22 protein-coding genes are annotated in these 22,888 nt (G+C 56.8%); 10 read left to right on the top strand and 12 right to left on the bottom strand.

Translation table 11 applies throughout. From position 1 onward, the window contains the following. Positions 1-46: 46 nt before the first annotated feature. On the bottom strand, positions 47-373 hold the full coding sequence (locus H9646_RS14750; protein WP_191724144.1) for a hypothetical protein: 327 nt from the start codon (positions 371-373) through the stop codon (positions 47-49). A gap of 232 nt (positions 374-605) precedes the next feature. On the opposite strand from H9646_RS14750, the gene secA reads away from it, so the two are divergent. The 4 genes from secA to H9646_RS14730 all read left to right on the top strand — a co-directional run bounded on the left by secA (position 606) and on the right by H9646_RS14730 (position 6,415). Beyond that, on the top strand, positions 606-3,329 hold the full coding sequence (gene secA / locus H9646_RS14745) for a preprotein translocase subunit SecA (RefSeq protein ID WP_191724143.1): 2,724 nt from the start codon (positions 606-608) through the stop codon (positions 3,327-3,329). Between the two features lie 127 nt (positions 3,330-3,456). After that, on the top strand, positions 3,457-4,686 hold the full coding sequence (argJ, locus tag H9646_RS14740; RefSeq protein WP_191724142.1) for a bifunctional glutamate N-acetyltransferase/amino-acid acetyltransferase ArgJ: 1,230 nt from the start codon (positions 3,457-3,459) through the stop codon (positions 4,684-4,686). A gap of 292 nt (positions 4,687-4,978) precedes the next feature. After that, a complete protein-coding gene (locus H9646_RS14735) occupies positions 4,979-5,911 on the top strand; it encodes an ATP-binding protein (RefSeq protein WP_191724279.1) in 933 nt (310 codons plus the stop codon). Positions 5,912-5,929: 18 nt separating this feature from the next. After that, on the top strand, positions 5,930-6,415 hold the full coding sequence (locus H9646_RS14730) for an NUDIX domain-containing protein (RefSeq protein ID WP_191724141.1): 486 nt from the start codon (positions 5,930-5,932) through the stop codon (positions 6,413-6,415). A gap of 74 nt (positions 6,416-6,489) precedes the next feature. Here H9646_RS14730 and H9646_RS14725 read toward each other — a convergent pair whose 3' ends face one another. The 7 genes from H9646_RS14725 to H9646_RS14695 all read right to left on the bottom strand — a co-directional run bounded on the left by H9646_RS14725 (position 6,490) and on the right by H9646_RS14695 (position 13,162). Further along, positions 6,490-6,699 (bottom strand): DNA gyrase inhibitor YacG, encoded by a 210-nt coding sequence (locus H9646_RS14725; protein ID WP_191724140.1) that lies wholly within the window; start codon positions 6,697-6,699, stop codon positions 6,490-6,492. A 27-nt stretch (positions 6,700-6,726) separates the two neighbouring features. Then, positions 6,727-7,482: a cell division protein ZapD gene (gene zapD, locus H9646_RS14720; protein ID WP_191724139.1), complete on the bottom strand. Its 756-nt coding sequence runs from the start codon at positions 7,480-7,482 to the stop codon at positions 6,727-6,729. A gap of 94 nt (positions 7,483-7,576) precedes the next feature. Further along, positions 7,577-8,185 (bottom strand): dephospho-CoA kinase, encoded by a 609-nt coding sequence (gene coaE, locus H9646_RS14715; RefSeq protein WP_191724138.1) that lies wholly within the window; start codon positions 8,183-8,185, stop codon positions 7,577-7,579. A gap of 2 nt (positions 8,186-8,187) precedes the next feature. Then, positions 8,188-9,057 carry a prepilin peptidase gene (locus tag H9646_RS14710; RefSeq protein ID WP_191724137.1) on the bottom strand — a complete coding sequence of 290 codons (870 nt, stop codon included), beginning with the start codon at positions 9,055-9,057 and terminating at the stop codon, positions 8,188-8,190. Beyond that, on the bottom strand, positions 9,057-10,280 hold the full coding sequence (locus tag H9646_RS14705; RefSeq protein WP_191724136.1) for a type II secretion system F family protein: 1,224 nt from the start codon (positions 10,278-10,280) through the stop codon (positions 9,057-9,059). The genes H9646_RS14710 and H9646_RS14705 overlap by 1 nt, the downstream gene beginning before the upstream one ends. A 69-nt stretch (positions 10,281-10,349) precedes the next feature. Then, entirely contained in the window at positions 10,350-12,083 is a 1,734-nt protein-coding gene (pilB, locus tag H9646_RS14700) for a type IV-A pilus assembly ATPase PilB (RefSeq protein ID WP_191724135.1), read from the bottom strand. Positions 12,084-12,232: 149 nt separating this feature from the next. Next, positions 12,233-13,162 carry a polyprenyl synthetase family protein gene (locus H9646_RS14695; protein ID WP_191724278.1) on the bottom strand — a complete coding sequence of 310 codons (930 nt, stop codon included), beginning with the start codon at positions 13,160-13,162 and terminating at the stop codon, positions 12,233-12,235. A 210-nt stretch (positions 13,163-13,372) separates the two neighbouring features. Between H9646_RS14695 and rplU the strand changes: the two genes are divergently transcribed. The 4 genes from rplU to proB all read left to right on the top strand — a co-directional run bounded on the left by rplU (position 13,373) and on the right by proB (position 16,407). Beyond that, on the top strand, positions 13,373-13,684 hold the full coding sequence (gene rplU, locus H9646_RS14690) for a 50S ribosomal protein L21 (protein WP_174862979.1): 312 nt from the start codon (positions 13,373-13,375) through the stop codon (positions 13,682-13,684). Positions 13,685-13,702: 18 nt separating this feature from the next. Continuing rightward, positions 13,703-13,963, top strand: coding sequence for a 50S ribosomal protein L27 (gene rpmA, locus H9646_RS14685; protein WP_191724134.1), 261 nt, complete (start codon positions 13,703-13,705; stop codon positions 13,961-13,963). A 155-nt stretch (positions 13,964-14,118) separates the two neighbouring features. Continuing rightward, positions 14,119-15,192 (top strand): Obg family GTPase CgtA, encoded by a 1,074-nt coding sequence (gene cgtA, locus H9646_RS14680; RefSeq protein ID WP_191724133.1) that lies wholly within the window; start codon positions 14,119-14,121, stop codon positions 15,190-15,192. 78 nt (positions 15,193-15,270) lie between these two features. Next, positions 15,271-16,407, top strand: coding sequence for a glutamate 5-kinase (gene proB / locus H9646_RS14675; protein ID WP_191724132.1), 1,137 nt, complete (start codon positions 15,271-15,273; stop codon positions 16,405-16,407). 70 nt (positions 16,408-16,477) lie between these two features. Here the strand turns inward: proB and H9646_RS14670 are convergent, their stop codons facing one another. Next, positions 16,478-17,140 carry an RNA pyrophosphohydrolase gene (locus H9646_RS14670; protein ID WP_191724131.1) on the bottom strand — a complete coding sequence of 221 codons (663 nt, stop codon included), beginning with the start codon at positions 17,138-17,140 and terminating at the stop codon, positions 16,478-16,480. Between the two features lie 92 nt (positions 17,141-17,232). On the opposite strand from H9646_RS14670, the gene H9646_RS14665 reads away from it, so the two are divergent. Together H9646_RS14665 and H9646_RS14660 are read left to right on the top strand one after the other, a co-directional pair. Beyond that, positions 17,233-18,978 carry a proline--tRNA ligase gene (locus H9646_RS14665; RefSeq protein WP_191724130.1) on the top strand — a complete coding sequence of 582 codons (1,746 nt, stop codon included), beginning with the start codon at positions 17,233-17,235 and terminating at the stop codon, positions 18,976-18,978. Between the two features lie 133 nt (positions 18,979-19,111). Continuing rightward, a complete protein-coding gene (locus H9646_RS14660) occupies positions 19,112-19,738 on the top strand; it encodes a lytic transglycosylase domain-containing protein (protein WP_225214229.1) in 627 nt (208 codons plus the stop codon). Positions 19,739-19,852: 114 nt separating this feature from the next. On the opposite strand, the gene H9646_RS14655 is transcribed toward H9646_RS14660, so the two are convergent. From H9646_RS14655 to prmC, 3 genes are all read right to left on the bottom strand, one after another. Continuing rightward, positions 19,853-21,304, bottom strand: coding sequence for a hemolysin family protein (locus H9646_RS14655; protein ID WP_191724128.1), 1,452 nt, complete (start codon positions 21,302-21,304; stop codon positions 19,853-19,855). A 308-nt stretch (positions 21,305-21,612) separates the two neighbouring features. Continuing rightward, positions 21,613-21,936: a Grx4 family monothiol glutaredoxin gene (gene grxD / locus H9646_RS14650; RefSeq protein ID WP_191724127.1), complete on the bottom strand. Its 324-nt coding sequence runs from the start codon at positions 21,934-21,936 to the stop codon at positions 21,613-21,615. Between the two features lie 53 nt (positions 21,937-21,989). Next, positions 21,990-22,850, bottom strand: a complete 861-nt coding sequence (gene prmC / locus H9646_RS14645) for a peptide chain release factor N(5)-glutamine methyltransferase (protein ID WP_191724126.1) — start codon at positions 22,848-22,850, stop codon at positions 21,990-21,992. Positions 22,851-22,888 lie beyond the last annotated feature (38 nt).

The following is a 22,888-nucleotide window of genomic DNA, read 5'->3' as shown; positions in this document are numbered from 1 at the left end:
ATCCCCCCCCTGAATTTTCTAGAGCTTTTAATTTATTTTGAATGAATTAGAGCGGGCTTTGCCATGGCGAAGTGCTGAGTACCTTGAGCTGAATGCGTGCGACATCCCATCCTTTTGTGCGCAAATGTGCTTCAAAGCTGGGTAGCAGGTAGCGCACTTTGCTGGCGGCCGCGTTGTTCTTGATGATCAAGCACCAAGTGCTGCCTTCAATGGGGCCTGGCTGCACGCTGTGGCGCAGCCCTGGTGGGAGCAAGGGTTCAATGGCCTTCATGCGCGCATTGGCTTCGCGTGCTTGGCTGACCAGCAACGATAACGCAGGCGAAGACTGTGCTGCTTGTTCCAGCGAGATGGCTAAATGGCGGCGCCGTTGCATGATTTTTGAGCTCTGAGTGAATGGCTCATTATCAGCGCACCCTGTTGCTTGTGTGCTTGCAGGGGCAGGCTGCTAGTGTCAAAGCGCAAGCGGCAGTTAGAATCAATTTTTGGCTTCCAGCGGTCTAGGCTCTTGTTTTGCTGCTGAGTGAGCCCATCTGCATGGCAACTCTACATTAGGGATTTGGCCGCTTTCGGTGCTGTACGGGCATCGTGGAGCGGCTTCCGTTCGCATGGTCAACTTTCTTACCAAACTTTTCGGCAGCCGCAACGATCGGCTTCTCAAGCAGTACCGCAAGACGGTGGCTCAAATCAATGCGATGGAGCCAGAGCTGGAAAAGCTCGATGACCAGGCGTTGAGGGCAAAGACCCAAGAGTTCAAGGAACGTGTGTCCAAGGGTGAGTCGCTGGACGACTTGTTGCCAGAGGCCTTTGCCGTGGTGCGTGAAGCTTCCAAGCGCGTTCTGAAGATGCGTCACTTTGACGTACAGCTGATGGGTGGTATCTCGCTGCACCAAGGCAAGATTTCGGAAATGCGTACGGGCGAAGGCAAGACGCTGACCTCTACGCTGCCTGTGTACCTGAATGCGCTGACAGGCCAAGGTGTGCATGTGGTGACCGTGAATGACTACCTGGCCAGCCGCGACGCAGAAACCATGCGCCCGCTGTACAACTTTCTGGGTCTGGCTGTTGGGGTGAACCTGCCCCAGGCACCACGCGATGAAAAGCAGCTGGCGTATCTGGCCGACATTACTTACGGCACCAACAACGAGTACGGGTTTGACTATCTGCGCGACAACATGGTGTATGACGCAGCAGACCGCGTGCAGCGTGGCCTGAACTTTGCCATTGTTGACGAGGTGGACTCGATCTTGATTGACGAGGCGCGCACGCCTTTGATCATTTCTGGCCAGGCTGACGACAACACGGCCATGTACCAGACCATCAATCAACTGGCCCCTCAACTGGTGCGACAAGAAGGCGAGGCTGACCCTCGTACCGGCGAAGGCGTCACCAAGCCCGGCGACTTTACGGTGGACGAAAAGAGTCACCAGGTCTTTCTGACGGAAGATGGGCATGAAAAGGCCGAGCAGATTCTGTCTGCCGCTGGCTTGCTGCCCGAAGGTGCGTCGCTGTACGACCCCTCGAACATTGCGCTGGTGCACCATTTGTATGCGGCATTGCGCGCCCACCACATCTATCACCGTGACCAGCATTACGTGGTGCAAAACGGTGAGGTGGTGATCGTGGATGAGTTCACGGGCCGTTTGATGTCAGGCCGCCGCTGGAGCGATGGCCTGCACCAGGCGGTAGAAGCCAAGGAAGGTGTCGCCATTCAGGCGGAGAACCAGACCATGGCTTCGATCACTTTCCAAAACTATTTCCGTCTGTACAACAAGCTGTCGGGCATGACGGGTACGGCGGATACGGAAGCGTTTGAATTCCAGAGCATTTATGGCCTGGAAACGGTGGTGATCCCGCCCAACAAGCCCAGCAAGCGTGAAGACCAGCTGGATCGTGTCTACAAGACCACGCAAGAAAAATACAACGCAGCCATTGAAGATATCCGCGAATGCTACGAGCGTGGTCAGCCAGTGCTGGTGGGTACAACGTCGATCGAGAACTCGGAAATCATCGACCAGATGCTGACCAAGGTGGGCTTGCCCCACCAGGTGCTGAACGCCAAGCAGCACGCCAAGGAAGCGGACATCATTGCGCAGGCAGGCCGCAAGGGCATGATCACCATTGCCACCAACATGGCTGGCCGTGGTACCGACATTGTGCTGGGCGGCAATATCAGCAAGCAGGAAGCGGCGATTGCTGCAGATGCCACACTGGATGATGCGGCCAAGCAACAGCAGCTGGATGAGCTGCATGCCCAGTGGCAAAAAGATCACGATGAAGTGAAGGCCCTGGGTGGCTTGCGCATCATTGCGACCGAGCGCCATGAGTCACGCCGTATTGACAACCAGCTGCGTGGTCGTTCTGGCCGCCAGGGTGATCCAGGATCTTCACGTTTTTACCTGAGCCTGGACGACCAGCTGATGCGCATTTTTGCGGGTGACCGCGTGCGCGCCATCATGGACCGCCTGAAGATGCCTGAGGGCGAAGCGATTGAAGCGGGCATCGTGACCCGTTCGATTGAATCGGCGCAGCGCAAGGTGGAAGCGCGTAACTTTGACATGCGCAAGCAACTGCTGGAATACGACGATGTGTCGAACGACCAGCGCAAGGTGATCTACCAGCAGCGCAATGAAATTTTGGACACTGCAGACTTGGTCGACATGATCAACATCATGCGCGAAGACTGCGTGGCCGACATGGTGCGCCAGTATGTGCCTGCCGAATCCATGGAAGAGCAGTGGAACCTGCCTGCGCTGGAAAAGGCGCTGGCCGAATGGAATGTGCATGTCGATTTGCAGGCCATGGTCAAGGATTCAGACAGCATCACCGATGAAGAAATTCTCGAAACCTGCGTGAAGGCTGCCAACGACGTCTACCAAAGCAAGCTCGATCAGGTGGGCTCTGAGCAGTTCATGAACTTCCAGCGCGCTGTGCTGCTGCAAAGCTTTGACACCAACTGGCGCGACCATCTGGCGGCTCTGGACTATTTGCGCCAGGGCATTCACCTGCGTGGATTTGCCCAGAAGCAACCCAAGCAGGAGTACAAGCGCGAAGCGTTTGAGCTGTTCCGCCAGCTGATTGATTCGGTGAAGAATGAAGTCACGCGCGTGCTGCTGACAGTGCGCATCCAGCAGCCTGAGCAGCTAGATGAGGTGGCGCAGAGCATTGAACACCACGCCGAAAGTGCGCAGAGTGCCTTGCAATATGCCAGCGCGGATGGTGACAAGTCCGACAACTTTGAGCTGCCAGCCGGCACACGCGTGGGTCGCAATGACCCCTGCCCCTGCGGCAGTGGCAATAAGTTCAAGAACTGCCACGGCAAGCTGGCCTGAGATGTATCGCGTGGCGGGTAACACCGCCATACACAAAGAACACGGGCGCAGGCCCGTGTTTTTCGTTGTGCGCCGTGGTTTGTCTCCATAATTGCCGTCTAACTGTTTCTCTGTAGGAAGCCCTGCAATGCCTGTGAATTTGCCTGTTCCCGTCGCCGCCAACCTGTTTCCAGTCGCCGGTGTGCGCATTGGTGTGACCGAAGCCGGTGTGCGCAAAGCCAACCGCAAAGACTTGAGCGTGTTCTTGCTTGACGAAGGTGCCACAGTGGCGGGCGTGTTTACGCAAAATCGTTTTTGTGCTGCACCGGTGCAGGTCAGCCGTGAGCATCTGGCTGCTGGCCAGGGCATTCGTGCCATGGTGATCAACACCGGCAATGCCAATGCCGGTACGGGGGCTGCCGGCCTGGCCAATGCCCGTGCTACCTGCGCTGCGCTGGCCAAGGAGCTGGGCCTGAAGGCCGAGCAAATTCTGCCGTTCTCCACGGGTGTCATCATGGAAGAGCTGCCAGTGCAGCGCATTGTTGCGGGCCTGCCTGCAGCCATTGCCAACGCCAAGGCCGACAACTGGGCGGTGGCAGCAGAGGGCATCATGACCACCGACACGCAGCCCAAGGCCTACAGCCGCCAGGTGCAGGTGGGTGGCAAGACCGTGACGGTCACGGGTATCAGCAAGGGTGCGGGCATGATTCGCCCCAACATGGCCACCATGCTGGGCTATGTGGCCACCGATGCCGCGATTGCGCCTGCGTTGCTGCAAAGCCTGGTCAAGGAGCTGGCCGATGGCTCTTTCAATCGCGTGACGATTGATGGCGATACGTCGACCAATGACTCGTTCGTGCTGGTGGCGACGCACCAGGCGGGCAATGCACAGATTACCGCTTGGGACAGCGCAGACGCGCAGGCGCTGAAGGCAGCGCTGCTGGAGGTTTCACGCCTGCTGGCGCAAGCCATTGTGCGTGACGGTGAAGGCGCCACCAAGTTCATCACCGTGCAAATTGATGGCGGCAAGACCGAAGCGGAATGCCGCCTGGCCGCCTATGCGATTGCGCATTCGCCCTTGGTCAAGACGGCGTTCTTTGCCTCGGACCCCAATCTGGGCCGCATTCTGGCTGCCGTGGGCTACGCAGGCATCGATGACCTGGACCAAAGCAAGATTGACCTGCATCTGGACGATGTGCATGTGGTGGTGGATGGCGGGCGCAATCCTTCTTACAAGGAAGAAGACGGCCAGCGCGTGATGAAGCAGTCTGAGATCACCGTGCGCGTGGGTCTGGGCCGTGGCACGGCCAGCCAGACCGTGTGGACGTGTGACTTCAGCCATGACTATGTGACGATCAACGCCGACTACCGTTCTTAATTGGGTGGTTGTGCATACGACCCTCGATACGTCGTTGCCGAACCTCGCCGTAGCGCTGCTACTGTCTTTGGTTCTGCCCCTCGTCTCGATTGCCCGCGGGCTGGGCCGTTTGCACAACCAGATGGTGGCGTGCATCAGCAAGGGGAGCCTGTAGTCAGACTTCTTTTTGGTTTTAGGAGCTAATGGCGCTTGTGTTTATTGGATTTCAGATACTTTTCTATCTGAAGTCTTTGTAAATAAAGCGCTGATAGCTATCGAAATAATGAATGGAGACAGCGCTGTGCAAGATGTGATGAACCCGTTGGAGCGTTTGGTCGAGCGTGCCGAGCAGCTCATGCAGCGCATTGAATCCGTGCTGCCCCAGGCTCTGCAAGCGCCTGCCGACTGGAATGTGGCGATTGCCTGGCGCTACCGTAAGCGCGCCAATGGCTGTGGTGTGCTCGAGCCGGTGCGCCATGTGGGTGCAATGGAGCTGTCGGATCTGCAAAACATCGATGGCCAAAAAGACAAGATTGCGCGCAACACTGCGCAGTTTGTACAAGGCCGCACAGCCAACAATGTGCTGCTGACAGGTGCGCGCGGCACGGGCAAGTCTTCGCTGATTCGGGCATGCTTGCATGCCTATGCCCCGCAGGGGCTGCGCCTGATTGAGGTGGACAAGGTCGATCTGACCGATCTGCCCGACATCGTGGACGTGGTTGCTGGCCGGGCTGAAAAGTTCATCATCTATTGTGATGATCTGAGCTTTGAAGAAGGCGAGCCCGGCTACAAGGCGATGAAATCCATTTTGGATGGCTCGGTCAGTGCGGCCACGCCCAATGTTCTGGTCTATGCCACCAGCAATCGCCGCCATCTGTTGCCTGAATACATGACGGACAACCTGAGCACGCAAAAGGGTGACAACGGCGAGATTCACCCCGGAGAGGTGGTGGAAGAGAAAATCTCTCTGTCTGAACGTTTTGGCCTGTGGGTGAGTTTTTACCCCTTCAGCCAGAACGAATACCTGCGCGTGGTGGCGCAGTGGCTGTCCAGCATGGGCTTATCGCCCGCAGCCATTGAGGCAGCGCGCCCTGAAGCGCTGATCTGGGCGCTCGAGCGTGGCTCGCGCAGCGGTCGTGTAGCCCAGCAGTTTGCGCGCGACTACGCCGGCCGTGACAACCACAAGCCTGCCGCAGTGCAGCCCATTGCTGATGTTGATGGTCTGGCCGATGGCGCTGAAATTTGAAGTTCAACGAGAAAACAAGTGACTGTGACTGCTGAAACGACTGCCGAGCGTAAACATACTGAAGTTGCCGTGGGCGTGCTGATTCGCCAAAGTGATGGCGCTTTACTGATCACCAGCCGCCCTGAAGGCAAACCGCGTGCGGGTTGGTGGGAGTTCCCTGGCGGCAAGCTGGAAGCCGGCGAAACCGTGGAGCAGGCCCTGCGCCGCGAGCTGCAGGAAGAGATTGGCATCACCATCGAAAACTGCATCGCCTGGAAGGTGACGGAGCATGCCTACAGCCATGCCCTTGTGCGCCTGCACTGGTGCAAGGTGACGCAATGGTCGGGTGAATTTGAAATGCGTGAAGGCCAGCAAATGGTGTGGCAGCAACTGCCACTGCAGGTGCAGCCTGTGCTGGAAGGGGCACTGCCAGCGCTGCAGTGGCTCAGCCAAGAGCGTGGATTGCCTTTTGATGCCAGTACCTATGTAACGGCAGAGGTAAAAAGTAGAGCTGCTAACGCTTAAAAACAAAGGGTTTCAAATAGAAAACTATTTGAAACCCTTTGTTTGTATGCCTTGATAGCTATGAAATTGGCTAATTAATCTTCCGTGCGCGGGTCACCATACTGCGCATCTTGCGGTGGTGTTTGTGCAGGCACACGAAATTCTTCTGCAGCCCAGGCACCCAGATCAATGTTTTTGCAGCGCTGGCTGCAAAACGGGCGCCATGCATTGGCCGGTTCAAACACACTGGGGCCACCACAGGTGGGGCACTGAACGGTTGGGGCGTGGGAGGTGTTGTCGCTCATCGTTTGAAGTCTGACACAAGGGCGCCCTCAGGCACACAAGGTCAATTCAAAAGCCGCGTTTTCCGTGGTCGATTGCAGGCTGCCGCTTTCGTTGGGACGCACCAGGCGCACAGACACCATCAAGCGGTTGGCACTGATTTCAGGAATCAGCCCTGAATCCGCATCAATGCGCAGACGCAGCAACTGGTAGGCCTTGCCAGCGGGCAGCGATTGTTGAAACTGTCCATTGCTGGCCGCCACTTTCTGGGGGGAGCCTGTCTCGCGCAGCAAACTGAGCAGCAGCGATAGTGCGTCGGCCAAGGGCTTGAGGCACAGCGTCCACTGCTGCAGGTCGGCCTGACGCTGCGTGGGCAGCTTGTTTTGCCAGCGGTGGTAAGCGGGCAAGTCAAAGCTGCTGGTGCCACCAGGAATGCCAATGCGGCTGCGGATGGCCATCAGCCAGTCAATCTCGGTGAGTGGCTGACCGGTTTTTCCGGTTTGGGCGTGCAGCTGGGTGTAGCACTGGTCCAGCTGGGCAATGATGTTGTCCAGCATGTCCTGGGCAATGGCGGGATTGTTGCGCAGGCCTTCAAACAGACTTTTGTGGCGCTCCAAGTCGCGCAGCAGGTCCGACTTGAGGTCGGCACGCGCAGCCACGTCCATGATTTCAAAGATGGTTGCCAGCGCGAAATGGTGATCAACGGGTGATTCGCGCGTGACGAGTTCGAACAAACGCCGAAACAATTGTTCCAGACGCAAATACGTGCGTAGGCGTTCGTTGAAAGGGTACTCGTAAAGAATCACGCTGGCAGTATCCCGGTAGGCGCAGGCCAATAAATGGGTGTTTGCAGCCTCTGAACGCTAGGCTCGCCAAGTGTTACAGAAGCGCCAGATGCCATCATAGCTGTAACCATGCCGAAATTGATAGCACTTCTTGACGTAATGCAGCTAAATCTAGTCCATCGTTGTAGATGACGCAGTCCGCAGCAGCTCTGCGTTGCTGTCTGGAGGCCTGCGCAGCCATGATGTGCGTGACTGCCGGGCGTTCTAAATTGCTGCGCGCCATCGTTCGCAGGATTTGAGTTTCTTCCTCGCAGTCGACCACCACCACCGCATCCACTTGCTGGCGCCAGCGTCCAGATTCCACCAGCAGCGGCACGTCAAATACCAATAGCTGCGCACCACAGGCCTCGGCCTGCAGTGCCTGGCGTTCAGTCAAGCTGCTGATTAAAGGGTGAACGATGGCTTCCAGGCGCAACCGTGCTTGTGGCTCTTGAAAGATCAGATTGCGCATGAAACTGCGGTCTAGCGCGCCGTCAGCGCCCACCGCATTGTTGCCAAACTCCACCTCGATTTGTGGCATGGCCAGGCCACCGGCTGTCGTCAGACTGCGCGAAATGGCATCGGCATCGACGATGGCCGCGCCGCGCTCAGCCAGCATGCGCGCTACGGTACTTTTACCGCTGCCGATGCCACCTGTGAGACCCAAACGTTTAGCGCGGTGCATGTTCATAAGCCGAGTGCGTGCAACAGCGTGAGCAAAATATTTTCAGCACCAAAAAACATGGCGGTAAAACCTGCACCAGCCAGGAACGGCCCAAAAGGGATGTAGCCACCTTCGCGCAGATTGCTGCGCAATTTCATGGCGATACCAATGATGGCGCCAATGACAGAGGCCATCAAAATGATGGGAACCAGGGCCTGCCAGCCAAACCAGGCCCCCAGAGCTGCAAACAGTTTGAAGTCTCCGTAGCCCATGCCTTCTTTGCCTGTGAGCAGCTTGAATAGCCAGTAAATACTCCACAGCGACAGGTAACCAGCGACAGCTCCCCACACAGCGCTGTTCAACGCGATGCCAGTCCACCCCAAAGCAGCAGCCACCAGGCCAGCCCAAACCAGAGGCAGGGTGATGTCGTCTGGAAGAAATGTGGTATCCCAGTCAATCAATGCCAGGGTCAGCAATGCCGCACTAAAGCCGCACCATGCCCAGCCTGCAGGGGTAAAGCCCCAGCGGGCAATACACCATGCAAACAAAGCTGCTGTAGCAATTTCGACCAGGGGATAGCGCACGCTAATGCGCTGGCTGCATTGCTTGCATTTGCCGCGCAGGAGCAGCCAGCTGAGCACCGGAATGTTTTCAAACCACCTGATGGCGTGACCACAATGCGGGCAGCGAGAGCGTGGCCGGCTCAGCGTGATGGAAGGGGGGGCTGGGACATAGGCTGAACCTGCTTTGGCTGCGAGATGCTGCGCACATTCAGCATCCCATTGCTGCTCCATGATTTGTGGCAGGCGGTGAATAACAACATTCAAAAAGCTACCGATCAGCAGGCCCAGCAGGCACGCTAGGGCGATGTCACTCTGGAAGAAAAAATCCATCAAACTACTTGTCCCAATTTGAAGATTGGCAGGTACATCGACACCACGATGCCACCAATCAGGCTGCCCAGGCAAACGATGATGATGGGCTCCATCAAGCTGGACAGGCCCGCCACCATTTCGTCCACTTCCTGTTCGTAAAAGTCGGCCGCCTTGCCCAGCATGTGATCAATAGAGCCTGATTCTTCTCCAATCGCACACATCTGCAAGACCATGGAGGGGAAAACATTGGCGTTGCTCATGGCACCGGTCAAACTGGTTCCCGTTGACACTTCGTTTTGAATGCGCTCAGTAGCTTCGCGGTAAATCGTGTTGCCTGAGGCACCGCCCACAGAGTCAAGGGCCTCCACCAGCGGCACACCTGCTGCAAACATGGTGGAAAGCGTCCGTGTCCAGCGCGCAACACAGGATTTGTCGATCAGAGGGCCAAACACAGGTATTTTTAGCAAGATGCGGTCCATCACACGTTGCACCTTTGGACTGCGTTGCCATGCCTGCATGAAGAAATAAAAACCACCACCAATCACTCCAAAAATAAGCCACCAGTATTGGACAAAAAAATCACTGATTGCCATGACCAGTAAAGTCGGGGCAGGCAAGTCAGCGCCGAAGGAGCTGAAGACTTCCTTGAACGCCGGGATAACAAAAATCATGATGACGGTGACGACCACAAATGCAACGATGACCACGGAAATGGGGTACATCAAGGCGGATTTGATCTTGCCTTTGATTGCCTCGGTTTTCTCCATGTAAGTGGCCAGCCGGTCCATCAACGTATCCAAAATACCTGCAGCTTCACCCGCTTCAATCAGGTTGCAGTAAAGCGTATTGAAGTACAGCGGGTGTCTGCGAAATGCCACGCTGAGTGATGTGCCGGTTTCAACATCCTGGCGGATGTCATTGAGTAACTTCGTTACGCTGATATTGGGGTTGCCTCGCCCCACGATGTCGAATGATTGGAGCAACGGCACACCAGCTTTCATCATGGTGGCCATCTGGCGGGTAAACAGCGCAATGTCCCTGGGCTTGATCTTCTTGCCCGAACGCATGCTGCGTTTTTTGAGCTTGGTCATGAAGATGCCCTGGCGGCGCAGCGAAGCTTGTACTTGTGCTTCGCCTACTGCGCGCATCTCTCCGCGCAACTCTTTGCCTTGGCGGTCTTTCCCTATCCACTCGTATATGAATTCTTTGGGATTGGTTTTGCCTGTTGCTGCGTGTGCCATGCCGCTGCTCCCTCTGCTGTCAGTATTGTTGTGATTCGATTGCACGCAGCCTATGCAGGGCTACGGTACTTATAAGTTGGTAACTGCCAGTACCTCTTCCAAGGAAGTTACGCCCAGTTTGACTTTGTCCAAACCCGATTCGCGCAAAGATTTGATACCTTCAAGTTTGGCCTGGTTGGCAATATCCAGCGCGCTTCCATCGCGCAGGATGATTTGCTGAATTTCCTCTGAGATGGGCATGACCTGGTAGATGCCGACACGGCCTTTGTAGCCATTGTTGCAGGCGCTGCATCCAACGGCTTTGTAGGGTGTCCAGGAACCGTCGAGGTCGTGCTCTGCATAGCCCGCTTCTCGCAACGTTTCTTGTGGAACATCGTGCGGCTGTTTGCATTGAGGGCACAGCCGGCGTGCCAAGCGCTGTGCCGTGATCAAGATCACGCTAGAGGCGATGTTGAAAGGTGCAATCCCCATGTTGCGCATGCGCGTGAGTGTGGTCGGGGCGTCGTTGGTGTGCAGGGTAGACAGCACCAGGTGGCCGGTTTGGGCGGCTTTGATCGAAATGTCGGCAGTTTCCAGATCGCGGATTTCACCGACCATGATCACGTCAGGATCCTGGCGCAAGAAAGACTTGAGTGCAGCGGCAAAGGTCAGCCCTGCTTTTTCGTTGACATTGACCTGGTTGACGCCGGGCATGTTGATTTCCGATGGATCTTCGGCCGTGGAAATATTGACACCGGGTTTGTTGAGCAAGTTCAGGCAGCTGTAAAGCGAGACGGTTTTGCCCGAACCCGTGGGGCCTGTGACCAAAATCATGCCGTATGGGCGCTCGATGGCATCCAGCAGGCGTTTCTTCTCGTCGGCTTCATAACCCAGCGCATCAATGCCCATTTTCGCGCTATTAGGATCCAAGATGCGGATCACAATCTTTTCGCCAAACAGCGTTGGAAGCGTTGATACGCGAAAGTCAATGACGCGGTTCGCGCCGACTTTGAGCTTCATCCGGCCATCCTGAGGGATGCGTTTTTCCGAGATGTCCAGGCGCGAAATGACTTTGATGCGTGAGGCCAGTTTTTCTTTGATGGCGATCGGCGGCGCTGCAATTTCACGCAATTCCCCATCAATTCGAAAACGCACGCGGTAAGTGTGTTCGTAGGGTTCAAAGTGCAAGTCCGAGGCGCGCATATTGAATGCGTCAAGCAGCATCTTGTGCAGAAACTTGACGACTGGCGCATCCTCTACTTCAGTAGCTGCCGTGTCTTTTTCTTCCGTTTCCGGGGCATCTTTGATGTCGTCAAACTGGAAGTCACCGTCTGTGGTGAAAGTGTCCAGTGTTTCAGAAATACTTTTAGACGATGCTTCAATCAGGCGGATGAGCTTGTCATATTCCACAATCACCCAGTCCACCCCCACCTGGGCGGAGAACTTGATTTTTTCAGAGGCCTCTTTGTCCGATGGATCTGCTGTTGCCACGATCAACCGGTTGCCCCTTTTGTGCAGCGGCAGCACCTTGTGTGTAGTGCACAGTTTTGTGTCCAGCAAATCCTTGGGCAAGCGCGTGCTGTCTACCGTATTTAAATCCAGCAAGGGGGTGCTGAAAATCAGGGAAATCTGATAGGCCAGCTCTGCCGCGGGCAAGTGTCCGCTAGCAACCAGCTGTGCAACAAAGCTGCTCTTGCTGGCAATAGCTTTGCGGGAGATATCTGCCGCAATGCTCTCAGTCAATTGACCTGCACTGACTAAGGCGCGAGCCAGGCCAGCAAGTGGAGGGGGGGCAGTAGAGGCGATGTGAGGAGCAGCGGTCATGTACCCGAGCAGGGAAAGGTTGTTCTAGTCATGATCATCTCTGATCAAAACCTAACTGTACAGATGCAAAAAGCCTGCTTGAGCAGGCTTTTTGCATCTATTTTGATGCGGCACGCATAAACAGCACGTAACTGCGCTTTAGTCAGTCATCAGGTGCGGCGCAGCAATAACTGCGAAGCCAACTGCTGCATGGCTTGTGTGTAGGCATTTGCAGGCAACGCCTCCAGCGCTTGCATTGCGCGCACAGCTTCATCATGTGCCGCTTGGCGCGTAGCATCCAGCGCGCCTGTGCTTTTGACGATCTGCAAAATGCTCTGTAATTGATCGGTTGAACCTTGTTCGATGGCCTCACGGATGATGCGTGCGTCTTCAGCGCTGGCGCGTTGCATGGCAATGATGAGAGGCAGGGTGCACTTGCCTTCGCGCAAGTCATCACCCAGATTTTTCCCCATTTCGTGGGCATCACCATCGTAATCCAGAACATCGTCAATGATCTGGAACGCGGTGCCCAGCGCCTGTCCATAGGTTGCGCATGCAGCTTCAACGCTGGGAGATGCCTGGGCCAGGATGGCTGCAATTTGCGTGCTGGCTTCGAACAGCTTGGCGGTCTTGGAGCGGATGACGTGCAGATACCCAGCTTCATCGAGCGAGGCATCGTGCGTATTGATCAGTTGCTGGACTTCGCCTTCGGCAATGATGTTGGTGGCATCTGAGAGCACCTGCAGGATGCGCATGTTGCCTGCTTCCACCATCATCTGAAAGGAGCGGGTATGCAGAAAGTCGCCGACCAAGACGCTGGCTGGATTGCCAAAGGACTCGTTGGCGGTTGGGCGGCCACGGCGCAGCGTGGACTCATCCACGACATCGTCGTGCAGGAGTGTGGCGGTGTGGATCAATTCCACCACAGTGGCCAGAGAGTGCTTGACGGGGTTGCTGTCGCCCAGAGCATTGCTCACCATCAGCAGCAGTGCGGGGCGCAGGCGCTTGCCGCCTGCAGCAATGATGTAGTGGGAAATCTGGCCGATCAGAGGGACGCTGGTCGTTAAGCGTTGCGCAATAACGCGGTCCATGGCCTGCATGTCGTCTGCAATCAGAGCGAGTGGATTGGGGGTGTGATTTGCTGTAGTCAAAATAATGCCGCCAAGAGAGTGGCAGATTATAAGAAGAGCTGCCGGATGTCCTAGGGGTAAATAAGGTTGTCGCGCAGGCAGGAAAAGGCGTTTGTGCGTACAATAGCCGGCTTCCGTAGAAATTCGTCTGCGGGACTCTCAGATTCGAAAGAGGTTTACATGTACGCGGTCATAAAAACCGGAGGCAAACAGTATCGTGTTGCCGCCGGCGAAAAAATCAAGGTAGAACAGATTGCTGCGGACGTAGGCCAGGAAATCGTGATCGACCAAGTTTTGGCAGTCGGCAACGGCGCTGAACTCAAGGTTGGCACACCCCTGGTGTCCGGCGCAACTGTGAAGGCAACAATTGTTGCCCACGGCAAGCACGACAAAGTGCGTATCTTCAAGCTGCGCCGTCGCAAGCACTACGCTAAATCCCAAGGCCATCGTCAGCAGTTCACCGAACTGCAAATCGTGGCGATTGCTGCTTAATTCCGAAGGAGCTAAGTCATGGCACAGAAAAAAGGCGGCGGCTCTACGCGCAACGGACGTGATTCCAAGCCAAAAATGCTGGGTGTGAAGGCTTTCGGTGGTGAACTGATCAGCGCAGGCTCGATCATTGTTCGCCAGCGTGGCACTAAGTTCCACCCCGGCACCAACGTCGGTATTGGCAAGGATCACACCTTGTTTGCTCTGGTAGAGGGCCACGTGTCTTTTGACACAAAGGGCGCTTTGTCTAAGCACACTGTCAGCATCACGCCCGCTGCCTAAGCGTCGCGTTCACTGACTCCAGTAAAGCCCCGACTTGTCGGGGCTTTACTGTTTAAGGGGTTATGCAAGCCCCGTACTGCATAGCAAGCACGTGCTTGCTTTATGCTTTGCCGGCACCAGTGGTGCTGGTCTACTAATGAATTACGGGATGCCTCATGAAGTTCGTCGATGAAGCCTATATTGAAATTGCTGCCGGTGATGGCGGCAATGGTGCTGCTACGTTCCGGCACGAAAAATACAAGGAATTCGGCGGACCCGATGGTGGCGATGGTGGCCGCGGCGGCCACGTCTATGCTGTGGCAGATGTGAATCTGAATACGTTGATTGATTACCGCTACTCGCGCCGCCATGAGGCTGAGCGCGGCGAAAACGGTATGGGCAATGACATGTTCGGTGCTGCAGGCAAAGACATTACCTTGCGTTTGCCAGTCGGCACGATTTTGTCGGACCAGGAAACCGGTGAAGTGTTGTTTGAGCTGCTCACGCCTGGCGAAAAAATTGTTCTGGCCAAGGGCGGGGACGGTGGCTTTGGAAACTTGCGCTTCAAGAGCGCCGTGAACCGTGCGCCTCGCCAAAAAACACCCGGTCGTCTGGGCGAACGCTTTGCGCTGAAGCTGGAGCTGAAGGTGCTGGCCGATGTGGGTTTGCTGGGCATGCCCAATGCTGGCAAGTCCACCTTTATCTCAGCGGTGTCCAATGCGCGGCCAAAGATTGCAGATTATCCCTTCACGACCTTGCACCCCAATCTGGGTGTGGTGCGTGTGGCGGCTGAGCAAAGCTTTGTGATTGCCGACATTCCAGGCCTGATTGAAGGCGCCTCGGACGGTGCAGGCTTGGGCCACCAGTTCTTGCGCCATCTGCAGCGCACACGCTTGCTGCTGCATATCGTTGACATGGCTCCCTTTGACGATGGCGTCGACCCTGTGGAGCAGGCCAAGGCCATCGTGCAAGAGCTGAAGAAGTATGACGACGAGCTCTATAACAAACCGCGTTGGCTGGTGCTCAACAAGATGGACATGGTGCCCGAGCAAGAGCGTGCAGCCAAGGTCAAGGATTTCGTCAAACGCTTCAAGTGGAAGGGGCCGGTCTATGAAATCTCGGCCCTGGCGCGCGAAGGCACCGACAGGCTGATCAAAGACATCTACAAGCACGTCCAAGTGGTACAAAAGACAGAACAGCCTCAGGAAGCGGAGTACGATCCACGTTTTGCCGGCAACTCGCCGGACTAAAACGCAGTTCTGCTGCTTCTTGATTCATAGCTGCTAGCGCTTTGCAGTAAGCGCTAGAGGCCAAAAAAGCTCTCAATCATGTCTTCCCGTGTTTTGCAAGATGCGCGCCGCATCGTCGTCAAGGTCGGCTCCAGTTTGGTGACCAATGAGGGGCGTGGCCTCGATGAAGGGGCCATTGAAGAATGGTCGCGCCAGTTGGCTGCCCTCGTGCATGGTGATGATGGCATCCGCCGTGAAGTGATCATGGTCTCCAGCGGTGCTGTCGCTGAGGGCATGAAGCGACTGGGCTGGGCAACGCGCCCCAAGGAAATCCATGAATTGCAAGCCGCTGCAGCGGTTGGCCAAATGGGCTTGGTTCAGATGTATGAAACCAAGCTGCGTACCTACAACGTTGGCAGTGCCCAGGTGCTGCTGACGCATGCTGACCTGGCGGACCGGGAGCGCTATCTCAATGCGCGTTCGACGCTGCTGACCTTGCTGCAATTGGGTGTAGTGCCGGTGATCAATGAAAACGACACCGTGGTCAATGATGAAATCAAGTTTGGCGACAACGATACCTTGGGCGCACTGGTTGCGAACTTGGTGGACGCCGATGCATTGATCATCCTGACCGATCAGAAGGGGCTCTACACGGCTGATCCGCGCAGCAATCCGCACGCGCAGTTTGTGCACGAAGCGCAAGCGGGCGATGTGGCGCTGGAAGCCATGGCAGGTGGTGCGGGCTCCAGCATCGGCAAGGGAGGCATGCTGACCAAAATTTTGGCGGCCAAGCGTGCCGCAGGCTCTGGCGCATCGACCGTGATTGCATGGGGCCGTGAGCACGCTGTGCTGTTGCGTCTGGCGCGGGGTGAATCGATTGGCACCTTGCTGGTTGCACCCACGCACAAGAACCAGGCGCGCAAGCAATGGATGATGGATCACCTGCAGTTGCATGGTGCAGTCACCATCGATGCGGGAGCCGCGCTCAAAGTGCGCGATGAGGGCAAGAGCCTCTTGCCGGTGGGCATGGTGGCGGTGGAAGGTGATTTCTCGCGTGGGGACGTGATCGCAGTACGTGATGCCCAGGGCGTAGAGATTGCGCGTGGCCTGGCTAACTACTCCAGCTCGGAAGCGCGATTGCTGTGCCGGCACGCATCGTCTGAAGTGGAGCAATTGCTGGGTTATCGAGGGGAGCCCGAGATGGTGCACCGCGACAACATGGTGGTGCTGCACTAGCAGGCGCGCAAAGACCCAATAGATAGAAAAATCCCGCTGCAGCTATAACGCGAGCGGGATTTTTATTTATTCAGCGATTGTTGTTATCACCTTGCGGATCTGGATCAAAGCTGGCGCCGGGAGGCAGTTCCATGCCGGGGTTTTGAATCAGTCCGTGGCTGCGCAGCATGGGGGCTGGGCGCTGGATCATGCTGGATTGCTCCGGCTGCCCGTCGCGTGGTCGCATGCCGCTGCGCAGATAGCGGTTGCGCTGTAGTTCTGAGCGCGGAATGTAGCGGGCCAACTCCGTCAGCGCCATTTCATAAACACCGCGCTTGAACTCCACCACGACATCCAGTGGGACCCAGTAGTCGTTCCATCGCCAGGCATCAAACTCAGGATGGTCGGTGGCACGCAGGTTCAAATCCCAGTCTTGGCCGAGGAGTTGAAGCAAAAACCAGATTTGCTTCTGGCCTTTGTAATGACCTCGCGCATCGCGACGTATGTAACGATCCGGCACCTCGTAGCGCAACCAGTCCCTTGTTCTTGCAACCACGCGTACGTGGTCGGGCATAAGACCCACCTCTTCATGCAGCTCCCGGAACATGGCCTGTTCGGGTGTTTCTCCCCGATCAATGCCGCCTTGCGGGAATTGCCAGCTGTGGGTACGAATTCTTTTGCCCCAGAACACCTGGTTTTTCTGGTTGAGCAGGATGATGCCGACGTTCGGGCGAAATCCGTCCCGGTCAAGCATAATCGAACCCCAATTTTCTATATTGCGTTCATTATGCACGGCAGTCCGGGCCCAGCCAAACTGCCGCGGCTTTATCCCACGCTCTCCCGCTCATGAAAGCTTCCCAATTTCTCATCTCCACCCTCAAAGAAGCTCCTGCCGATGCTGAAGTGGTCAGCCACAAGCTCATGACACGGGCTGGCATGATCAAAAAGCTGGGGGCTGGCATTTACAACTACATGCCCATGGGTCTGCGTGTGATCCGCAAGGTCGAAGCGATCGTGCGTGAAGAAATGAACCGCGCTGGCGGCATTGAAGTGACCATGCCTGTGGTGCAGCCCGCTGAGCTGTGGGAAGAAACAGGCCGTTTTGAAAAAATGGGCCCCGAGTTGCTGCGCATCAAGGATCGCCATGGCCGCGACTTCATCGTGCAGCCCACTTCTGAGGAAGTGGTAACGGATATCGCGCGCCAGGAGTTCAAGAGCTACAAGCAGTTGCCCAAGAACCTCTATCAGATTCAGACCAAGTTCCGCGACGAACGCCGTCCGCGCTTTGGCCTGATGCGCGGTCGCGAGTTCATCATGAAGGATGCCTACTCCTTCGACAAAGACCGCGACACGGCCCAGATCAGCTACCAGACCATGCGCGAAGCCTACAAGCGCATTTTTGACCGGTTTGGCCTGCAGTACCGCGCTGTGCGCGCGGACTCGGGTGCCATCGGTGGTGACCTGAGCGAAGAGTTTCAGGTGATCGCTTCCACGGGTGAAGACGCCATTGTTTACTGCCCCCACAGCGATTACGCGGCCAATATTGAAAAGGCCGAGTGCCTGGCACCCGCCGGCCCTCGTCCTGCGGCAGGCAAGGCGATGGAAAAGGTGGCAACACCGGGCAATAGCACCTGCGAAGCGGTGGCTGCGCAGCTGGATCTGCCCTTGAGCCAGACGGTGAAGTCTTTGGTGCTGGCCACGGACGAGACCAATGAGCACGGTGAAGTCGTCAAAAGCCAGGTCTGGCTGCTGCTGCTGCGCGGTGACCATGACATGAATGAAATCAAGGCGGCGAAGGTCGCCGGACTGGCCAATTTCCGCTTTGCGACCGTGGGTGAAATTGAAGCGCACTTTGGTTGCCAGCCCGGTTACCTGGGGCCCATCAATCTCAAGCAGCCCGTCAAGCTGGTGGTGGACCGCGAAGTGGCCGTGATGGCTGACTGGGTGTGCGGTGCCAATGAGGTGGATTTCCACATCACCGGCGTGAACTTTGGCCGTGATCTGCCTGAGCCCGACTTGATTGCTGACTTGCGCAATGTGGTGGCAGGTGACCTGTCGCCGGACGGCGCGGGCGAGCTGGCCATTGAGCGTGGCATTGAGATTGGCCACGTGTTCTATCTGGGCACCAAGTATTCGCAAGCCATGAACGCCACCTTCCTGGGTGACAACGGCAAGCCGCAGCACTTTGAAATGGGCTGCTACGGCATTGGCGTTACGCGCCTGCCAGCTGCAGCCGTGGAGCAAAACCACGACGAGCGCGGCATGATCTGGCCCGATGCGATTGCGCCGTTCACCGTTGTGATCTGTCCCATTGGCATGGGCCGCAGCGAGGCGGTCAAGGAAGAAGCCTTCAAGCTGTATGAAGCCTTGCTGGCGCTGGGCGTGGACGTGATCCTGGACGACCGCGATGAGCGCCCCGGCGCCATGCTGGCCGACTGGGAGCTGATTGGCGTGCCGCACCGCGTGGTGCTGGGTGATCGCGGCCTCAAGGAGGGCGTGGTGGAATACCAGGCCCGCCGTGACACGGAGGCCACCAAGATTGCGCCCGCCGATGTGCTTGCACACCTCAAGGGCAAGCTGGGCTTGCACTAAATCTTGCGTCAGGTACAAAAAGGCAGCTGCGGCTGCCTTTTTGCTTGTTGAAAGTGGTTCGCGTGGGCCACACTGCTAACTTTGCACTAGACCAATTTGATGGATGAGAGGGATGAGGGCTCTGACTGCAGATATGACACGTCGTTGCTGGCTGGGCTTTGGCTTGGCCAGCATGGCTGTGGGCGCAGCCCCTGCGTATGCGGGGGCACAGCTGGAAGAGCCTCTGGCCGATGCGGTGCGCAGTGCGTTGAGTGCAGCCGTCAGTGATTTGGCTCCGCCAGAGCCGTTGTTTGCCTCGACCGATGCGCGGATGGAGTACCTGCGCTGGCTGACCAGCATGAGTGACAGGCTGCACCGCCGCATGCCCGACTGGGAGGTCCGGCGCGATTTTCTGCAAACCGTCTGGTATGAGGCCAAGCGCTCGGGGCTGGAAGTGTCTCTGGTGCTGGGGCTGATTCAGGTGGAGAGCGGGTTTCGTAAATTCGCTGTTTCAGTGGCTGGTGCACGTGGCTATATGCAGATCATGCCGTTTTGGACACGGGTGATTGGCGATGGAGATGCGGGCAAGCTGTTTCACATGCAGACCAATGTGCGTTTTGGCTGTGTGATCTTGCGCCACTATCTGGAGCGTGAACGCGGTGATTTGTTCATGGCACTGGGGCGCTACAACGGCAGCCGGGGCAAAGACAAATACCCCAATCTGGTGCTGGGCGCCCAGCGCCAATGGCTGTTTGATGCCAATGCGCCACGCAAAGCCTGAGGCTAAAGATTAATGAAAAGATAGCTGTCAGCGCTTTATTTAAAAAGGTTTCAGATAGTTTTATATCTGAAACCTTTGTTTTATAAGCGCTGGTAGCTATTGTTTATTAATTTCTTAAGGGACGCTAGGTGCTGGAGGCTCGGGCGGTGCGGAGCTGGTGGTGGCCTCTTCATCGTCAACAGTGACTGCTGCGGCAATGGCCGCAATCGCGGCAACCGGCATGGTGGGAATGGGCTGGGTGGCCACGGCGCCGTTGCTATCGCCCACAACGGGTGCGTCGGGGTCCAGCTTCAGTACCAGCACCTGATCAATGCGGTAGCTGTCCACGTCCATCACTTCGAACTTGTAGCCTCCCCAGTTCACGCTGTCGGTACGCCGGGGAATGCGGCGCAGCATGACCATCAGGAAGCCCGCAAGGGTTTCGTATTCTTCGTCGTGCGGCAGCTCGTCAATGCCCAGCGCGCGCTGTACGTCATCGATCGGTGTCGCACCGTCGATGAGCCATGAATGTTCATCGCGGCGCATGATTTGCTCTTCATCGTCGGGCGATACCAGGTCGCCCATCACGGTGCTCATCACATCGTTGAGCGTGACCACGCCGACCATCAGGCTGTATTCGTTGAGGATGGCTGCAAAGTCTTCATGCACTTGCTGAAACTGGTCCAGCACCTCGGCCAGCGTGAGCTTGTCGGGCACGATGAGGATTTTGCGGATCAGACTGTCATCTTTGAGCGAAATGGGCTGGTTGTTCAGCACACGCTGAAACAGGTCCTTGGCATCCACATAGCCAACGATGTGATCAATATCACCGTCGCACACAGGGTAGGTGGAAAAGGGTTCTTCAGCGATCCGGGCCCGGATGACGTGATCAGGATCGTCGCGCAGAAAGTAGGCAATGCGGTCGCGCGGCGTCATGGCCGAAGACACGGTGCGTGAATCGAGCTCAAAGATGTTGGCAATGGCTTGCTGCTCACGGCGGGCCAGTACACCGGCGCGTGCGCCGGCTTCGGTCATGGCCAGGATGTCGTCAGAGGTGATCCTCTCGTCGCGCTTGTCAGGCAGACCCAGTATCTTGAACAGCGCGTCGGTAGTGCGTGCGTAAAACCAGACGATAGGGCGAAAAACGGTCATGCACAGCTGCATGGGGCCCAGCACGCGCACGGCCCAGTATTCAGGCTTGACCATGCTCAGGCGGCGTGGCAGCAGGTCGGAAAATAAAATGAACAGCGAAGTGATGATCAGGAACGAGCACACCGATGCCAGTGACTGGGCCGTGCTTTCAGGCAGCCACAAGATCAGCAGGCTGGTCAGGGTGCTGCTCAGAGCTCCTTCACCAACGATACCGCCCAGAATGGCAATGCCGTTTTGCCCAACTTGCACCACGGTGAAGTAGTCACCGGGTTGCTCCTGCATTTTGAGTACTTTGTCTGCACGCAGGTCGCCTTCGTCGGCATGCTGGCGCAGACGCAGACGGCGTGAAGCGGCCAGAGAAATTTCGGCCACGGCAAAGAAGCCGCTGGCGGCAATCAGGCAGGCAATGATGAACAGGCTTTGTGTCAACGTCATAAGTGAGTGGGGTGGCCGGTGACGGCCGAATGTCACCATTTTGCATGCCTCCTTCGCATGCCGGCATTGTGAGTTGCCTGAATGTTCTTGAACGGTCTGCCAGCGCTGTGCGCCCTTGGTACAAGGCACCGCGTTCAGCGTTCAGTGGTCATTCAAGAAATAGGGTCAACCCTTCAAAATTTCCAGCCCGCGGCCAAGCGGGCGGAGACAAAAAAACCGCCCATAGGGGGCGGTTTTAGATAAAGCAGGGGCCATGCCAGTAGGACTGGTCATCGGGGTCGGCATGGGTCCCAGGGTGTGCATTGCAATCAGGCTTCGCCGTCAATGACTTGCTTGAGTTCACCGGACTCGTACATCTCCATCATGATGTCCGAGCCACCAATGAATTCACCCTTGATGTACAGCTGGGGAATCGTGGGCCAGTTGCTGTAGTCCTTGATGCCCTGGCGAATTTCCTGGTCTTCCAGTACGTTCACGGTGGCAATCGCCTTGGGGTCAACGCCGCAAGCCTTCAGAATCTGGATGGCACGGCCCGAGAAGCCGCACATGGGAAAGCTGGCGCTGCCCTTCATGAACAGCAGGATGTCGTTGTTTTTGACCAGTTGGTCGATGCGTTGTTGGGTGTCGCTCATGGGGTTCTCCTTGCAGGGGAGCCGGTGTTGTTCACACCTGGCAATGCCTGTGATTATTTCATTGTCTTGCCACAATTGGCGATTGCTGGAATTTGCCCGCCTGTGCAGCGGTCAATTGCCGCTAAATCCTGGCGGCTGTGTACCTGCACAAAGCCCGCATTGCGCAGCAGTTGCTGCACCGCTTCGGCCTGGTCCCAGCCGTGCTCCAGCAGCAGCCAGCCACCGGCCTTCAGGTGGGCGGGGCTTTGCACAATGATGGTGCGAATATCGTCCAGCCCATCGGCACCACTGGTCAGCGCATGGCGCGGTTCGTGGCGCAGGGCGTGCATGTGCTCGTCGTCTTCACGGATGTAGGGCGGGTTGCTGGCGATGACGTCAAACACCCCATCTACCGCATGCAGCCACGACGATTGCACAAACTGCACAGGCAGCTGCAGCTGTCTGGCGTTGGCAGAGGCGACATTCAGCGCGTCCTGGCTGAAATCAACTGCGGTGACTGTGGCATCTTTGCGCTGGCTTTGAATGGCCAGCGCAATGGCTCCGCTGCCGGTGCCTAGATCGAGGATGGAGGGTGAAACCGTTTTTTCAACCACATCCAGCACCCATTGCACCAGTGTCTCTGTGTCGGGGCGGGGGTCAAGCACGCGGGCATCGACGTGCAGTGGCAAACCGAAAAATTCTTTGCAGCCCGTCAGATACGCCACAGGCACACCATCCAGTCGCTGTGCGCACAGTGACTGAAACTGCGTTTGCTGCGCGGGCGCGAGTACATCGCTGTCGTGCGTCAGCAGCCAGGCCCGCCCGGCATGGGGCTGGCCCAGTACATGCAGCAGCAGCATTTGCGCGTCAATGCGCTGCATGCCTTGGTGGTGCGCATGGAGCAAGGCTTGCTGCAGGGTGTGCGGTGTATTCACTTGGACTGGCGGTTGACGTTATTGGGGTTAGGGACGCT

The organism is Comamonas avium (genome assembly GCF_014836675.1).
GTDB classification, from domain to species: Bacteria; Pseudomonadota; Gammaproteobacteria; order Burkholderiales; family Burkholderiaceae_C; genus Comamonas; species Comamonas avium.
This window is presented reverse-complemented; position numbering and strand designations above follow the sequence as displayed.

Coding starts and splice junctions, on each gene's coding strand:
- cgtA (WP_191724133.1), top strand. CDS start 14,119: ATGAAGTTCGTCGATGAAGCCTATATTGAAATTGCTGCCGGTGATGGC.
- H9646_RS14710 (WP_191724137.1), bottom strand. CDS start 9,057: ATGGATTTTTTCTTCCAGAGTGACATCGCCCTAGCGTGCCTGCTGGGC.
- H9646_RS14670 (WP_191724131.1), bottom strand. CDS start 17,140: ATGCTTGACCGGGACGGATTTCGCCCGAACGTCGGCATCATCCTGCTC.
- H9646_RS14665 (WP_191724130.1), top strand. CDS start 17,233: ATGAAAGCTTCCCAATTTCTCATCTCCACCCTCAAAGAAGCTCCTGCC.
- H9646_RS14655 (WP_191724128.1), bottom strand. CDS start 21,304: ATGACGTTGACACAAAGCCTGTTCATCATTGCCTGCCTGATTGCCGCC.
- proB (WP_191724132.1), top strand. CDS start 15,271: ATGTCTTCCCGTGTTTTGCAAGATGCGCGCCGCATCGTCGTCAAGGTC.
- rplU (WP_174862979.1), top strand. CDS start 13,373: ATGTACGCGGTCATAAAAACCGGAGGCAAACAGTATCGTGTTGCCGCC.
- secA (WP_191724143.1), top strand. CDS start 606: ATGGTCAACTTTCTTACCAAACTTTTCGGCAGCCGCAACGATCGGCTT.
- H9646_RS14660 (WP_225214229.1), top strand. CDS start 19,112: ATGACACGTCGTTGCTGGCTGGGCTTTGGCTTGGCCAGCATGGCTGTG.
- H9646_RS14725 (WP_191724140.1), bottom strand. CDS start 6,699: ATGAGCGACAACACCTCCCACGCCCCAACCGTTCAGTGCCCCACCTGT.
- pilB (WP_191724135.1), bottom strand. CDS start 12,083: ATGACCGCTGCTCCTCACATCGCCTCTACTGCCCCCCCTCCACTTGCT.
- H9646_RS14750 (WP_191724144.1), bottom strand. CDS start 373: ATGCAACGGCGCCGCCATTTAGCCATCTCGCTGGAACAAGCAGCACAG.
- H9646_RS14695 (WP_191724278.1), bottom strand. CDS start 13,162: ATGCAGGCCATGGACCGCGTTATTGCGCAACGCTTAACGACCAGCGTC.
- argJ (WP_191724142.1), top strand. CDS start 3,457: ATGCCTGTGAATTTGCCTGTTCCCGTCGCCGCCAACCTGTTTCCAGTC.
- grxD (WP_191724127.1), bottom strand. CDS start 21,936: ATGAGCGACACCCAACAACGCATCGACCAACTGGTCAAAAACAACGAC.
- coaE (WP_191724138.1), bottom strand. CDS start 8,185: ATGCACCGCGCTAAACGTTTGGGTCTCACAGGTGGCATCGGCAGCGGT.
- rpmA (WP_191724134.1), top strand. CDS start 13,703: ATGGCACAGAAAAAAGGCGGCGGCTCTACGCGCAACGGACGTGATTCC.
- H9646_RS14735 (WP_191724279.1), top strand. CDS start 4,979: ATGAACCCGTTGGAGCGTTTGGTCGAGCGTGCCGAGCAGCTCATGCAG.
- H9646_RS14705 (WP_191724136.1), bottom strand. CDS start 10,280: ATGGCACACGCAGCAACAGGCAAAACCAATCCCAAAGAATTCATATAC.